The organism is Novosphingobium mathurense, from assembly GCF_900168325.1.
GTDB classification, from domain to species: domain Bacteria; phylum Pseudomonadota; class Alphaproteobacteria; order Sphingomonadales; family Sphingomonadaceae; genus Novosphingobium; species Novosphingobium mathurense.
Genome location: NZ_FVZE01000006.1, coordinates 66,406 through 80,505 on the forward strand (window position 1 = coordinate 66,406; position 14,100 = coordinate 80,505).

Below are 14,100 nucleotides of genomic sequence, written 5' to 3' on the forward strand. Positions count from 1 at the left end.
TTGCGACGCAACAGGGGCGAGGCTAAGCCGCGCACCGCAATAGTACCGCGGTCAGCGGACTCACGTCTGCACAAGTAAGGAATAATATGCGCATCGACATGATTCCCGTCGGCGACAATCCGCCGGAAAGCCTCAACGTCATCATCGAAGTGCCGACTGGCGGCGAGCCCGTTAAGTACGAATTCGACAAGGCCTCCGGCGCCCTGTTCGTCGACCGCATCCTGCATACGCCGATGCGCTACCCGGCCAACTACGGTTTCGTGCCGCACACGCTGTCGCCCGACGGTGACCCGCTCGATGCGCTGGTCGTTGCGCGTTCGCCCTTCATCCCGGGCTGCGTCGTGCGCGCCCGTCCGATCGCCGTCCTCAACCTCGAGGACGAGCATGGCGGCGACGAGAAGCTGGTCTGCGTGCCGGTGGACTCGACGTTCCCCTACTACTCGGACGTCAAGGAAAAGACCGACCTTCCCGAGATCGTGTTCAGCCAGATTGAGCACTTCTTCACCCACTATAAGGACCTCGAGAAGGAAAAGTGGGTACGTGTCGGGACGTGGGGCGATGCCAACGAAGCGCGGAAAATCGTCGTCGAGGCGATTGAGCGCTATAAGGAATCCACGCGCTAAGGGACTCTACTGAGTCGCGCGGACACCACGAGTTCCACTCCCCCATGTGGAACGGGGGCCGACGGTGCAAATCGTCGGCCCTTTGTCATTCTGGAATCGTGGTTTTTTCCCTTTGGCCTGTGGCAGGGGCGTTCGCCGGGCGGCTTCGCTGAGGTTTTCCCTGCCCGCCAGCCCCGACCGGGTGCCGCGTCGGCGCCTCTATGCGAGTCGCCGCAAGTGCCCTCTCCCCGGGCGTGCAGGCGGGCGTTTTCGGGCCGATTCCCGGTGAAGAAGAGGGCGTAGGCCCGGGTTCTGTCGGATTACCTCCCTCGGGACCGCAAATAGAGCCCTTCGCCATACGAAACGTGCTAAAAGACGGATACCGAGCGCGCCGGACAGCGCGCCTGCATTGCTCACGGGAGATGAAGCAATGGCATACTGGAAACTCAAGGGACGTGAACTCGCCAACTGCAATTGCGAGTACGGCTGCAACTGCCAGTTCGGCGGCCTGCCGGACAAGGGCAATTGCCAGGCCGTCTTCGGCATGGCGATAGACGAAGGCGTCCACGGCGATACCGACCTTTCCGGACTCAACATCGCCGCCGTCTTTTCCTGGCCCGGCCCCATCCACGAAGGCCATGGCGAATGCGCCGCCTTCGTCGATGAACGGGCCACCGAAGAACAGCGCAATGCCCTTCTGACGATCATGACCGGCGGCGATACCGATCCCTTCGCCACGGTGTTCGCCGTCTTCGCCTCGACGATCGAGACGATGCACCCGCCCGGATTCGTGCCGATCGAGTTCGATGTCGACGTCGACGGGCGGACCGGGCGGCTGCGTATCGAAGGGCATGTCGAGATGGACGGCGAGCCGATCCGCAGCCCGGTGAACGGCGCCGAAGTGCGCGCCCGCATTAACCTGCCCGAAGGCTTCGAATACGAGATCGCCGAGATCGGGTCCGGTTCCAGCAGGTCCTTCGCGCCGATGAAGCTCGAGCATTCCCACAGCTATGGCCAGTTCGCGAACCTGCATCTCGACAGCCACGGGGTCGTGCGCGCCTGATGGCCACCGCCCTTGAGGGCATGCTGACACGGCATCGCGCCGTTACCGTCGCCATGCTCTTCGCCCTGACGGTATTGGCGTGGATCTGGCTGGCGAGCGGAGCGGGCACGGGCATGGCTCCGGGCTTCCGGTTCCCTGACCCGATGCCGGGCGCGCCGGCAACGATGCACGGCTCGGACAATGCGATGAGCGGCCACATGGGCGCATCGATGGGGGCGATGCCGGGGATGGCGGAGGCCGCTGCACCCTGGGCCCTGTCGCGTTTCCTGCTCACGTTCGCGATGTGGTGGGTGATGATGGTGGCGATGATGCTGCCGTCCGCGGCCTCCACCATCCTGCTCCACGCCCGTGCCGGAAGCGCCGGGGCCGCCGGATCCCGCCCCGCGACGGGCAGTTTCCTGTCCGGCTACCTGCTTGTCTGGGGACTGTTCTCGTTCGTCGCGACGGTCCTGCAGATGGCGCTTGAACGGGCCGGGATCATGGCCGGTATGGACATGGTCTCGGTCAGCCGGCCGTTCTCCGCCGTCGTTCTCCTTCTTGCCGGGCTCTACCAGCTATCGCCCTTCAAGGAGACCTGCCTGCGCCATTGCCGCAATCCCGCGCAGTTCCTCACGCGGCACTATCGCCCCGGGCGGGCGGGCGCGTTGCGCATGGGGCTGCTGCATGGGGCATACTGCGCCGGATGTTGCTGGCTGCTGATGGCGCTGCTGTTCGTCGGAGGCGTGATGAACCTCGTCTGGATCGCGTTCCTGACGCTTGTCGTGGCCGCCGAGAAGCTGCTCCCCGGCGGTCGCTGGATCGCGATTGCCGGGGGGCTGGCTTGCATCGCCTGGGGCACGTGGATCGTCCTGGCGTGACCCGAGGCGTAACCTGAGGTCGGAGTCAGGCGCTGGGCTGGATGCCCATGCACAGGTACTTCACTTCCATGAAGTCATCGAGGCCGTAGTGCGAACCTTCGCGGCCCAGGCCCGACTGCTTGACCCCGCCGAAGGGGGCCACTTCGGTGGAGATCAGGCCGGTGTTGATCCCGACCATACCTGCCTCCAGCGCTTCGGCGACGCGCCACACGCGGCTGAGGTCGCGTGCATAGAAATAGCTGGCAAGGCCGAATTCGGTGTCGTTGGCCATGGCGATGGCGTCGGCCTCGTCCTTGAAGCGGATAACGCCGGCGAGCGGGCCGAAAGTCTCTTCCCGGGCGATCTTCATGTCGGGCTTCACCCCTGCGATCACGGTCGGGTTGAAGAAAGTGCCGCCCAGGGCGTTGCGCTGGCCGCCGGCCAGAACGGTGGCGCCGCCGGCCTTGGCGTCTTCGAGGTGTTCCTCGACTTTCTCGACTGCCTTTTCATCGATCATCGGGCCGATGTCGGTGCCGGAGTCCATGCCGTAGCCGACCTTCATCGTCGAAACCCGCTTGGCCAGCTTCTCGACGAACTCGTCATAGACGCCGTCCTGCACGTAGAAGCGGTTGGTGCACACGCAGGTCTGGCCGCCATTGCGGAACTTGGAGATCATTGCGCCGTCGATCGCGGCGTCGACATCGGCATCGTCGAAGACGAGGAACGGGGCATTGCCGCCGAGTTCCATCGAGCACTTCTTGATCGTTTCGGCGCTCTCGCGCAGCAGGTCGCGGCCGATCTCGGTCGAGCCGGTGAAAGTGATCTTGGCGACCTTGGGATTGCTGGTGAGCTCCGAGCCGATCTGGCCAGCACTGCCGGTCACGACATTGACGACGCCGGCCGGGATGCCCGCCATTTCGCACAGCGCCGCGATGGCCAGCGCGGAATAGGGCGTGGCCGACGCGGGCTTGATGACGATGGTGCAGCCTGCCGCCAGTGCCGGGCCGAGCTTGCGGGTGATCATCGCATTGGGGAAGTTCCAGGGAGTGATCGCGCCGACGACGCCGACGCCCTGCTTGATCACGACGATGCGGCGATCAGCGGCATGGCTGGGGATGACGTCGCCATAGGCGCGCTTGCCCTCTTCGCCGAACCATTCGATGAACCCGGCACCATAGGCGATTTCGCCCTTGCCCTCGGCGAAGGGCTTGCCCTGTTCGCGGCTGAGCAGCTCGCCCAGGTCGTCCTGGTGCTCCATCATCAGTTCGTACAACTTGCGCAGCAACTTGGCGCGCTCACCCGCCGTCTTGGCCCGCCAGCCGGGCAGGGCGGCTTCGGCGGCATCGATGGCCCGCGCGGTTTCGTCCTTGCCCATCTTCGGCACGGTTCCGAGAACTTTGCCGCTGCCGGGGTCGGTCACTTCGAAGGTGGCACCAGAATCGGCATCGCACCACTTGCCGTCGATGTAGCACTGCTGCTTGAGGAAGTCGGTGTACGCCATTCTAGTAGTTTCCCTGTTCTTCAAGTCGACCCCGACAGGCAGGGCCGTTTCTTTGGGTGATCGATAGGGTGGTGATTACCTCGTGGCAACTGTTCAATGCCGCCGGGTCGCAGCGCCCGAGCGCAGACCATAGGACTAGCATTGCTGCATATTCATTACCGGCAGGGCAACTTCAAATCCTGTGGGTCGGACTTGATCGAACCGGGAAAGCAGGACACGGGGACGTCATGACTGCAAGCCAACTGCCCCCGCCTCCGCGCAGCACCGCCAATCCTGCACCGATCAGGCCGGCGGATTCGGTGCGCCGCACGAGCAGCATCGACGTTTGCTGGCCCGATGGGCTGGACGGCGAACGCCTCTTCTTCGGACGCGCGCGCGACCTCGTCACGCCGGCAACGGGGGGCGCAGGGCAGGTCTGCGCCGAAGGTTCCTTCGAAGCGCGCATCGGTGACGACAAGACGATCCGCACGATCCTTGCCGAACCGGGCTATCCCAAGATCGGTCAACTGGTCGGGGAGCGCGGCGGAGGCCATCTGCGCATGGTGTTGGCAGAGCGCATGCCCGAGCTGATTGCCGCGTACGATCCGCTCTACCTGACGCTCGACGACATATCGGGCACCGCGCTCGTCTCTGCCTTCGCGCGGTGGCAGTGGGAGCCGGAACTGATGGCACGGCACCGCGAGCAGGTGGGCGAGGTCGCTTATCGCAAGCAGTTGGAGCAGCGCGTGAACATCTGCTGGGGGCTCAAGGAAGGGCACAGCGGTGTCTCACCCGAGGGGCCGCCCTATGCGGTTGCCGATGCCGACGCGGGGCACTTGCGCAACCCTGCCGATCCCGAAGGCTGGCACGCATTCCCGCAAGCTCCGGGCCCCGGATTCCGCCGGGCGCGCCGCATCGATGTCATGCGCGATCGCGCCGCCGGGGTCATCCGCATCGACTCCGCCTTTCAGGACAGCGCCAAGCTCAAGCAGGGCGGCCGCGTCGCCATTCACGAGTACAACCTGCGCGTCACGGTGGATACCGGGGCGCTGGAGATCCTCTCCATCGAACCCGAAGCGCGCATCCTGCCCTTCTCGGAATGCCCCGGCGCAATCGCCAATGCCCAGAGGCTGGTCGGCAAGCGCATCGGCGACATGCGCGACGAAGTCCTGTCCATGCTGCGCGGCCCTGCCGGCTGCACCCACCTCAACGACGCCCTGCGCGCCTTGGCAGACATTCCGGGCTTGGTGGCGCGCCTGCCGCAAGAGGCCTGAGCTTCGCGCCAGTTCGCCTAACCGTGCCGCGCCTGTCCGATTCCCATCGCATACCCCTGCCCCTTCGGCATCCCCGCGAAGGCGGGGTTCCCGCCATTCCGGCGCCATCCCGCAAGCCCGGGTTCGGGTTGGGAAGACATGAACCGGATTGCCGCTCTCCACACTGCAAATCCTTTATGAACTCGCCGATCGTTCATAGACACTGTCTATAAAGTACCCCGGAAACTTTCAATTTCCCCACAGGTTTCGCCCTTGGTACATAGATGCTGCAAATCAGAACGAACCGGTGAAGAGGGTTATGCTCACAGCAGCGACAAGGACGATCCGGGCATGAGTGCGCCTGTCCTCCAGACCAGCATCAATCTCGAGAGTCCCGAGGCCCGGGCCCGCACCTTGCACAACCGTGCATTGGCAGACGAACTGCGTGAGAGGGTCGCCAAGGCAGCGCTGGGCGGTAGCGAGAAGTCGCGCCAGCGCCACGTCAGCCGCGGCAAGCTGCTCCCGCGCGAGCGGGTGGAGCGCCTGCTCGATCCCGGTTCGCCGCTGCTCGAACTGGGGCAGCTTGCAGCCAACGGCCTTTATGGAGAAGACATCCCCGGCGCGGGCCTCATCACCGCGATCGGCCGCGTTTCGGGTCGCCAGTGCATGATCGTGTGCAACGATGCGACCGTCAAGGGCGGGACCTATTACCCGATGACGGTCAAGAAGCACCTGCGGGCGCAGGAGATCGCGCTCGAGAACAACCTGCCGTGCATCTACCTCGTCGATTCCGGCGGGGCCAACCTGCCCCATCAGGCCGAGGTCTTCCCCGACAGGGACCACTTCGGCCGGATCTTCTTCAATCAGGCCAACATGAGCGCCCGGCGCATCGCCCAGATCGCCTGCGTCATGGGATCGTGCACCGCGGGCGGCGCCTACGTTCCGGCGATGTCGGACGAGACGGTGATCGTGAAGGAGCAGGGCACCATCTTCCTCGCCGGTCCGCCGCTGGTAAAGGCGGCGACGGGTGAAGTCATCTCCGCCGAGGACCTGGGCGGCGGCGATCTCCATTCGCGCAAGTCGGGCGTGACCGACCACCTGGCCGACAACGACGAACACGCGCTGACGATCGTGCGCGACATCGTCAGCCATCTCGGCCCTGAGCACATGCACGACCTGCGCCTGCAGGAACCGCGCCCGCCCAAGTACGATCCGGAGGAACTCTACGCGGTGATCCCCGAAGACGTACGCGCGCCCTACGACGTGCACGAGGTGATCGCCCGCGTCGTCGACGGCAGCGAGTTCCATGAGTTCAAGGCGCTCTACGGCAGTACGCTGGTCTGCGGCTTTGCGCATATCCACGGCATGCCGGTGGCGATCCTTGCCAACAACGGCGTGCTGTTCTCCGAGAGCGCACAGAAGGGTGCGCACTTCATCGAACTGGCCTGCCAGCGCAAAATCCCGCTGCTGTTCCTCCAGAACATCTCGGGCTTCATGGTCGGCGGCAAGTACGAGGCGGAAGGTATCGCCAAGCACGGCGCCAAGCTGGTCACCGCCGTGGCGACGGCCAGCGTGCCCAAGATCACCGTGTTGATCGGCGGGTCCTTCGGGGCGGGCAATTACGGCATGTGCGGCAGGGCCTACGCCCCGCGTTTCCTGTTCACCTGGCCCAATGCCCGCATCTCGGTGATGGGCGGCGAGCAGGCGGCAAGCGTGCTGGCGACCGTCCACCGTGACGCCGACCAGTGGGACGAGCGCGAGGCCGAGGCCTTCAAGGCGCCGATCCGCCAGAAGTACGAGGATGAGGGCAATCCCTATTACGCCACCGCGCGGCTGTGGGACGACGGCGTGATCGACCCGGCGCAGACCCGTGACGTGCTGGGTCTTGCGCTGGCTGCAGCGCTCGAGGCGCCGATGCCCGAAGGTCCGCAATTCGGCGTGTTCAGGATGTAATGGCCATGATCCAGTCTCTCCTTATCGCCAATCGCGGCGAAATCGCCTGCCGGGTCATTCGCACCGCGCGCGCGCTCGGCATCCGCACGGTGGCGGTCTATTCCGACGCCGATGCCGACGCACTGCACGTTCGCGAGGCGGACGAAGCGGTCCACATCGGCCCTGCCCCCACGCGCGAATCCTATCTTGTGGGCGAGAAGATCATCGCAGCTGCCCTGCAGACCGGGGCCGAGGCGATCCATCCCGGTTACGGTTTCCTGTCCGAGAACGCGGCTTTCGCGCAGGCGGTGATCGATGCCGGGATCGTGTGGGTCGGGCCCAAGCCTTCCTCGATCACGGCGATGGGCCTGAAGGACGCTGCCAAGACGCTGATGGCCGAGGCCGGGGTTCCGGTGACGCCGGGCTACATGGGCGAGGACCAGTCGACTTCCTTCCTCGCCGAGGAAGCCCTCAAGGTCGGCTATCCTGTCCTGATCAAGGCTGTCGCGGGGGGCGGCGGCAAGGGCATGCGACTGGTCGAGAGCGAGGAGGATTTCGCCGACGCGCTGGTTTCCTGCAAGCGCGAAGCAGCGGCGAGCTTCGGCAACGACCATGTCCTGATCGAAAAGTACATCGCCAGCCCGCGCCATATCGAAGTGCAGGTCTTCGGCGACAGCCACGGCAACGTCGTCCACCTCTTCGAGCGCGACTGTTCGTTGCAGCGCCGCCATCAGAAGGTGATCGAGGAAGCCCCCGCACCGGGCATGGATGCGGCCACCCGCGAGGCGCTTTGTGCTGCAGCGGTGCGTGCAGCCAAGGCCGTCGACTACGTCGGCGCGGGGACCATCGAATTCATCGCCGACGGTTCGGGCAAGCTCTCGGCGGACCGGATCTGGTTCATGGAAATGAACACGCGCCTGCAGGTCGAACATCCGGTGACCGAGGCGATCACCGGCGTCGATCTGGTCGAGTGGCAGTTGCGCGTTGCCAGTGACGAGCCGATCCCGATGCGCCAGGACGACCTCACCATCGACGGCTGGGCGATGGAAGCGCGCCTCTATGCGGAAGACCCTGCGCGCGGCTTCCTGCCGAGCATCGGCACGCTCGAATTGCTGCAGTTCGGCGAGGCCGAAGGTGCCGAGGGCTGGGGCCGCATCGATACCGGCGTCTATGAAGGTGCGGAAGTTTCGCCGCACTACGACCCGATGATCGCCAAGGTCATCGCCTGGGGTGAGGATCGCGACGAGGCGCGCGAGCGGCTGGGCGAGATGCTCGCCGATACCGCGGTCTGGCCGGTCCGGACCAATGCCTCTTTCCTGGTCCGCGCGCTGCAGCATCCGCAGTTCGTGTCCGGCGATGTCGACACCGGCCTGATCGGGCGCGACGGCGAGGCGATGGCGCAGCCGCCGGTGCCTTCGGACGACGTGCTGCAGGCGGCGGCCAATGCCATGCTGCCAATTACCGACATGGCCGGCTTCCGCCTCAATGCTGCGCCGGCACGTGCAGCATGGTTCCTGCTCGATGGCGAGAAGGTGGAGATCGCGCTGACCGGAGAAGGCAGCGATGAGCCGGTGTCGAGCGTGCTGGTGACCGAGCAGGGGCAGGCCTGGCTGCTCTCGCCCTGGCGGCACGATGCTGCGCATGGCGCGGCCGATGGTTCCGGCGCGATCCACGCGCCGATGCCTGGCAAGGTCATCGCGGTCGACGTCGCGCAGGGCGATACCGTCACCCGCGGACAGAAACTGCTCACGCTGGAGGCGATGAAGATGGAGCACGCCCTGACCGCTCCGTTCGACGGTGTGGTCGCGAAGATCGACGTCGAGGAAGGCACGCTGGTGCAGGTCGATGCCCTGCTCGTGCAGATCGAGGAGACCGAGTAATGCCGGGCCGTTACTTCGATGAATGGCACGTCGGCGACAAGCTGACGCACCAGCCGAGCCGTACCGTCACCGAGACCGACAACCTGATGTTCTCGGCCATGACCCACAACATGCAGCCGCTGCATCTCGATGCGGAACTGGCGAGGAAGAGCGAATTCGGCCGCATCCTCGTCAATTCGACTTTCACCTTCAGCCTCGCCATCGGCCTGTCGGTTGCCGACACGACGGTGGGCACGCTCGTCGCCAATCTCGGCTTCGACAAGGTGGTGACGCCCAAGCCGACCTTCATCGGCGATACGCTCACCTGCACCAGCGAAGTGATCGAGTTGCGCGAAAGCAAGTCGCGGCCCGGGCAGGGCATCGTGGTCTTCCGCCATGAACTGACCAACCAGAAGGGTGAAGTCGTCCTGTCCTGCCAGCGCAGCACCCTGCTGAACAGCAAACCGAAGTAGCCCCCGGACTTGACACTGGCCGGCCTGTGACCAAGGCGGGTGGGATCAGGTGCGAGTGAGGGTGCGCGGGCAATGCCGATCGTGGTCGACAGGGAAGAACGGCGGGCGGAAGTGGTGTCGGTCGCCTTCGATCTCGTCGCCGAGAAGGGCATCGAAGCCCTGACCTTCCGCGAGATTGCTGCGGCAAACGGGTGCAGCACCTCGATCGTCTCGCACTATTTCCGCAACAAGAACGAACTGCTGTTCAAGGTCTATCAGGTGGCTAACGCGCGGGCGGGCGAGCGCCTGCAGGAGGCGCATGCTGCGGGACGCCCGCTGCTCGAATGCTTCGATGCGATCCTGCCCGTCGGTGAGGCTTCGCGGCGCAACTGGCGGGTGTGGCTGGCCTTCTGGTCGCGTGCGCATCTCGAACCGGCCTACCTCGAAGAACGCCGCCGCGCCGCGGAAGGCAGTCTTGCGCTTTACCGCGCGATGCTGGCCGAGCGGCTCGGCAGGCCGGAGCGCGATCCGCAGATGCAGGCTGCAGCCCGTCGCCTGATTGCCGCAGTCGCCGGGATCGGGCTGGAAGCCTGCTTCGCACCCGATGACTGGACGGTAGAGCGGATGCATGAAGTGCTGGCCGCCCAACTCAGGGATATCGGTCTCGCCGAAGGTGGCTGAAACCGGCGCGACCTGTTTAATCTGACAGTCATCATAAATAGCGATCCGGGTTAGTCTCCCCTCCAACAACAGGGCCCACCCCTGCCGCTGAAGGCAGGACCCGAAGGCGCGGCCGCAGCGATGGAGAGAGATGTGATCCGGCATGTCGTGATGATCAAGTTCAAGAAGGACGCCCCGCAGGAGAAGATCGACATCTTCCTGGAGGAGGTGAAGAAGCTCTCCCACCTGAACCGCGAAGTGCGCGACTACAGCCACGGCCTGTGCGTCAAGACGCGTTACCATTCGGGCGACTTCGACTTCGCCAACTGCTGCGACATCGACAGCTACGAGGCGATGGATCGCTACATGTCCCACTGGGCGCACTTGCGCATGACGCCGTTCCTGCCCGACATCCTGGAGAACATGATCTCCTTCGACTGGGAGATCGACTACCACGGCCCCGAATTCGACGAGAAGCTCGCCGCCGAGGAGGCCGAGCGTGAAAGGGCCCGCGTGCTCAGGCTGCATGACGATGCCGGCAAGGCCTGGGTCCCCGAAATCCGCGGCCAGACCCGCGAGCGGGCGAAGGAAATGCTGGATACGGTCGGCCTCTCGCTCTCGAGCGACGAGGAAGAGATCTTGGGATCGGTCTGGGCCCCCAACCGCATCATGTTCCAGACCCCCGACCCGCAAACCGAAGTGGCCCGCGGGACAGAGGTGAAAATCGGCATCACCGGCGACTGGCTCACCGGCCCGGCCACGCCCGAGGGCGATGGCCCCGCCTGGTAAAGAGTGCCGGGTTGGCCCGGCAAGGCATGGGAGATGGCGCGATGACCGAAATGCGCGAGGCTTACGGCGAAGTGGCGGAAAAGCTGCTCCATTTCGTCGAGGCGAAGACCACCGATCGGACCGGCTCGACCATGCAGGTGCCGGTCGAAAGCTACCTTGATCCGGAGCAGTGGCAGAGCGAGATCGACCTGATCTTCAAGCGCCTGCCGCTGATGCTGGCACTGACCATCGAGATGCCCGAAAAGGGCGACTACAAGGCGATGTCGCCGATGGGCATGCCGGTACTCCTGACCCGCGGCAGCGATGGCAAGGCGCGGGCCTTCCTCAACGTCTGTCGCCACCGGGCGATGAAGCTGGTCGATGAGGGTGAGAACGGGGGAAGGGGCAATTGCCGCGCCTTTTCCTGCCCCTACCATGGCTGGACATATGCCAGCGACGGGCGCCTGCTCGGCATTACCGAGGCCAGTACGTTCGGCGATATCGACAAGTCCACGCTCGGCCTGACCGAACTGCCCTGTCAGGAAGTGGCCGGGATGATCTTCGCGATCCTCACGCCCGGTCTGCCCATGGACGTCCCTGCGTTCCTTGGCGGCATGCTCGACGACTTCGCCGCGCTCAGGCTGGAGACATGGTACTTCCACAAGTCCCGGCCGATGCAGGGCGCCAACTGGAAAGTCGCCTACGACGGATACCTCGAAGGCTATCACTTCCAGGCCGCGCATCCCGAAACGGTCCTGCCGCGCACACCTTCGAACCGCGCCTATTACGAGGCATTCGGCCCGCACATCCGCCTCTCCTACCCGCAGCATCGCATCGTCGAGCTGAAGGACCTGCCGCGCGAGGAATGGGGCGAGCGGGAGAACCTGAACTACGACTTCATCCGCATGCTCTTTCCCAACTTCGCGATGTTTCTTGCGCCCGAGATGTGTCAGGTCGCGCAGCTCTTCCCCGGCGATGCGCCGGGGCGCAACGTCACCGTCATGAACTATATCTTCCCGACCGCCCCGGCGTCCGAAGCCGAGCGGGAGGAGCTCGACCGGATGAGCGACTTCTTCTTCGACGTCGTCGAGAAGGAGGACTATCTGATGGGCATGCGCGTGCAGCAGGGGCTGGAAGCGCAGCGCAGCGGGCACGTCACTTTCGGCCGCAACGAACTGGGCAACCAGTACTTCCACAAGTGGATCGCGCATTACCTGTCACAAGGGACAGTGCCCGAACCCTTGCTGCGCGCCGATTGATGGCGCCCGACAGAAAAAACGAGAGGCCCTGAAACCATGATCATCCTTGCCGGACACCTCAAGACGTCGCCTGATCGCGTCGATGAACTGGCCGAAACCCTGCGCGGTCTCGTTGCCGCGACGCTGCAGGAGGACGGTTGCCTCAACTACCACTTCGCCGTCGACAGCCGGGAAGAGGGCACCGTGCTCGTCTACGAGCGCTGGCGCGATGAAGAGACGCTGGCGGTTCACCTAGGGCAACCGGCGGTCCTCGGCGTCCTGGGCGCATGGGCCGACAGCATCGACACCTCGGGCGTGCGCAAGTTCGACGCCGACAGGGAACGCGGCTTCGCCGACTGACCGAGCGCGCCGCAACGCCAGAAATTACCGGGAGAAGACCGCCATGATGAACCGCCGTATCGTCCTCGAATCGCGCCCCAGCGGCGTTCCGGTCCCGGAGAACTTCCGTATCGAGGAAGTGGCGCTGCCCGAACTCGGGGAAGGGCAGGTCCTGCTGGAGAACCGCGTCTTCGCGATTGACCCGGCCGTGCGCGGGATGCTCGACGACGTGAAGAGCTACCTGCCACCGGTCCCGATCGGCGGCCTGATCCCGACCATGGTGCTGGGCCGCGTCGTCCAGTCGCGCAATCCGGATTTCAGGGAAGGCGATTATGGCCGTGCCTTCATCGGCTGGGAAACCCATTCGATTATCGCGCCCGGCAGCGTCGCCTTCGAGAACGTGCGCGTGGCCGAGGACCTGCCGCTTACCGCCTACATGGGCGCGGCCGGCTGGTCGGGCATCACGGCCTATGTCGGGCTCAAGCGCTATGGCGAGATGCGCGAAGGTGATGAAGTGCTGATCAGCGCGGCGGCGGGCGCCGTGGGATCGGTCGCGGGGCAGGTGGCCAGGCTCTCGGGCTGCCGCGTCGTCGGTACGGTCGGTTCGGACGAGAAGGCGCGGATCATTACCGAGGAACTCGGCATGGACGGCGCCATCAACTATCGCGACTGCAAGGACCTCGACGCCGAGATCGCGAAGCACTTCCCCGATGGGATAGACCTCTATTTCGACAATGTCGGCGGCGTGACGCTGGACACGGTACTACCCCGGATGAAGGCCTTCGGGCGCATTCCGGTCTGCGGCATGATCGCCAACTACAACCACCAGACCGATCCCTATCGCCTGCGCAATATCTGGCAGGTGCTGGTCAACCGCATCACCATGCGCGGCTTTCTCGCCTACGAGGCACTCGACATGCTGCACGAGGCCGAGGAGGCGCTGGCGCAGTGGATCCGCTCGGGCGACCTGATCGCCACCGAAAACGTCGCCACGGGTCTGGAAGCGACGCCCGAGGCGTTCATCCGCCTGATGTCTGGCAAGACCTCCGGCAAGACGCTCGTACGTATCGACGATAGCGTGTCGACGCTCGCCGACTGGAAGATTGCGGATCATGCCTGAAGCGGGGCTTGCCGCCCTCGTTGCCCGGGCCCGCCTGACCGATCTGGTGGCCGAATACGGCAATCTCATCGACTGGATCGAATGGGACCGGCTCGACGCGGTTTTCTGGCCCGAGGCGACGTTCGACTTCGGCATGTTCAAGGGCACCTTCGAGGAATACCGGGGCTTTGTCGCCCGGCTTGAGGAAGGCTATGCGCGCCGCCTGCACATGTTCGCCATTCCCGCGATTACCCTGGCAGGCGACCGCGCGAGGATCGACGCCGGCTCGGTCATCGTTTGCCGCACCGACGATCCGGCGCCCGGCATCGACGACACGTTCTGGGGCCGCTACCTCTTCGAAGCCGAACGCCGCGATGGCGAGTGGCGCCTGTCCGGCCTGACTTACGTGCTCAACCTGTTCGACCGCGCCGCGCGTGCAACCGATGACCGAACCGGACCGATGAACTTCGGCGACGGCCTCTCACCGACGCATCCGTTTGCGATAGGATAGGAACCGCC

The 14,100-nt window shown here is 64.9% G+C and carries 14 protein-coding genes; 13 read left to right on the forward strand and 1 reads right to left on the reverse strand.

Annotation, left to right across the window (positions count from 1 at the left end; all coding sequences use genetic code 11):
• Positions 1 to 86: 86 nt before the first annotated feature.
• The 3 genes from ppa to B5483_RS16755 all read left to right on the forward strand — a co-directional run bounded on the left by ppa (position 87) and on the right by B5483_RS16755 (position 2,522).
• Entirely contained in the window at positions 87 to 623 is a 537-nt protein-coding gene (ppa, locus tag B5483_RS16745) for an inorganic diphosphatase (RefSeq protein ID WP_007012444.1), read from the forward strand.
• A gap of 409 nt (positions 624 to 1,032) precedes the next feature.
• Positions 1,033 to 1,665 carry a DUF1326 domain-containing protein gene (locus tag B5483_RS16750; protein WP_054947131.1) on the forward strand — a complete coding sequence of 211 codons (633 nt, stop codon included), beginning with the start codon at positions 1,033 to 1,035 and terminating at the stop codon, positions 1,663 to 1,665.
• Entirely contained in the window at positions 1,665 to 2,522 is an 858-nt protein-coding gene (locus B5483_RS16755) for a DUF2182 domain-containing protein (protein ID WP_079731233.1), read from the forward strand. The genes B5483_RS16750 and B5483_RS16755 overlap by 1 nt, the downstream gene beginning before the upstream one ends.
• Before the next feature lie 25 nt (positions 2,523 to 2,547).
• Here B5483_RS16755 and B5483_RS16760 read toward each other — a convergent pair whose 3' ends face one another.
• On the reverse strand, positions 2,548 to 4,002 hold the full coding sequence (locus tag B5483_RS16760) for an NAD-dependent succinate-semialdehyde dehydrogenase (RefSeq protein ID WP_054947129.1): 1,455 nt from the start codon (positions 4,000 to 4,002) through the stop codon (positions 2,548 to 2,550).
• A gap of 227 nt (positions 4,003 to 4,229) precedes the next feature.
• Between B5483_RS16760 and B5483_RS16765 the strand changes: the two genes are divergently transcribed.
• From B5483_RS16765 to B5483_RS16810, 10 genes are all read left to right on the forward strand, one after another.
• Positions 4,230 to 5,255 carry a DUF2889 domain-containing protein gene (locus B5483_RS16765; protein ID WP_079731234.1) on the forward strand — a complete coding sequence of 342 codons (1,026 nt, stop codon included), beginning with the start codon at positions 4,230 to 4,232 and terminating at the stop codon, positions 5,253 to 5,255.
• 330 nt (positions 5,256 to 5,585) lie between these two features.
• Positions 5,586 to 7,187, forward strand: coding sequence for a carboxyl transferase domain-containing protein (locus tag B5483_RS16770; protein ID WP_079731235.1), 1,602 nt, complete (start codon positions 5,586 to 5,588; stop codon positions 7,185 to 7,187).
• A 5-nt stretch (positions 7,188 to 7,192) separates the two neighbouring features.
• Positions 7,193 to 9,046: an acetyl/propionyl/methylcrotonyl-CoA carboxylase subunit alpha gene (locus tag B5483_RS16775; protein WP_079731358.1), complete on the forward strand. Its 1,854-nt coding sequence runs from the start codon at positions 7,193 to 7,195 to the stop codon at positions 9,044 to 9,046.
• Positions 9,046 to 9,498: a MaoC family dehydratase gene (locus B5483_RS16780; protein WP_054947126.1), complete on the forward strand. Its 453-nt coding sequence runs from the start codon at positions 9,046 to 9,048 to the stop codon at positions 9,496 to 9,498. Before B5483_RS16775 ends, B5483_RS16780 begins: the two co-directional genes overlap by 1 nt.
• A 72-nt stretch (positions 9,499 to 9,570) precedes the next feature.
• The gene (locus B5483_RS16785) at positions 9,571 to 10,158 is read left to right on the forward strand and encodes a TetR/AcrR family transcriptional regulator (RefSeq protein WP_079731236.1); all 588 of its coding nucleotides are present in this window, start codon (positions 9,571 to 9,573) and stop codon (positions 10,156 to 10,158) included.
• 132 nt (positions 10,159 to 10,290) lie between these two features.
• Complete coding sequence (locus tag B5483_RS16790; RefSeq protein WP_079731359.1) at positions 10,291 to 10,926, forward strand: Dabb family protein; 636 nt, start codon at positions 10,291 to 10,293, stop codon at positions 10,924 to 10,926.
• Positions 10,927 to 10,967: 41 nt separating this feature from the next.
• A complete protein-coding gene (locus B5483_RS16795; protein WP_079731360.1) occupies positions 10,968 to 12,164 on the forward strand; it encodes an aromatic ring-hydroxylating oxygenase subunit alpha in 1,197 nt (398 codons plus the stop codon).
• 36 nt (positions 12,165 to 12,200) lie between these two features.
• The gene (locus B5483_RS16800; RefSeq protein ID WP_079731237.1) at positions 12,201 to 12,503 is read left to right on the forward strand and encodes a putative quinol monooxygenase; all 303 of its coding nucleotides are present in this window, start codon (positions 12,201 to 12,203) and stop codon (positions 12,501 to 12,503) included.
• A gap of 43 nt (positions 12,504 to 12,546) precedes the next feature.
• Positions 12,547 to 13,602 carry an NADP-dependent oxidoreductase gene (locus B5483_RS16805; protein WP_054947122.1) on the forward strand — a complete coding sequence of 352 codons (1,056 nt, stop codon included), beginning with the start codon at positions 12,547 to 12,549 and terminating at the stop codon, positions 13,600 to 13,602.
• Positions 13,595 to 14,092, forward strand: coding sequence for a nuclear transport factor 2 family protein (locus B5483_RS16810; RefSeq protein ID WP_054947121.1), 498 nt, complete (start codon positions 13,595 to 13,597; stop codon positions 14,090 to 14,092). Before B5483_RS16805 ends, B5483_RS16810 begins: the two co-directional genes overlap by 8 nt.
• Positions 14,093 to 14,100 lie beyond the last annotated feature (8 nt).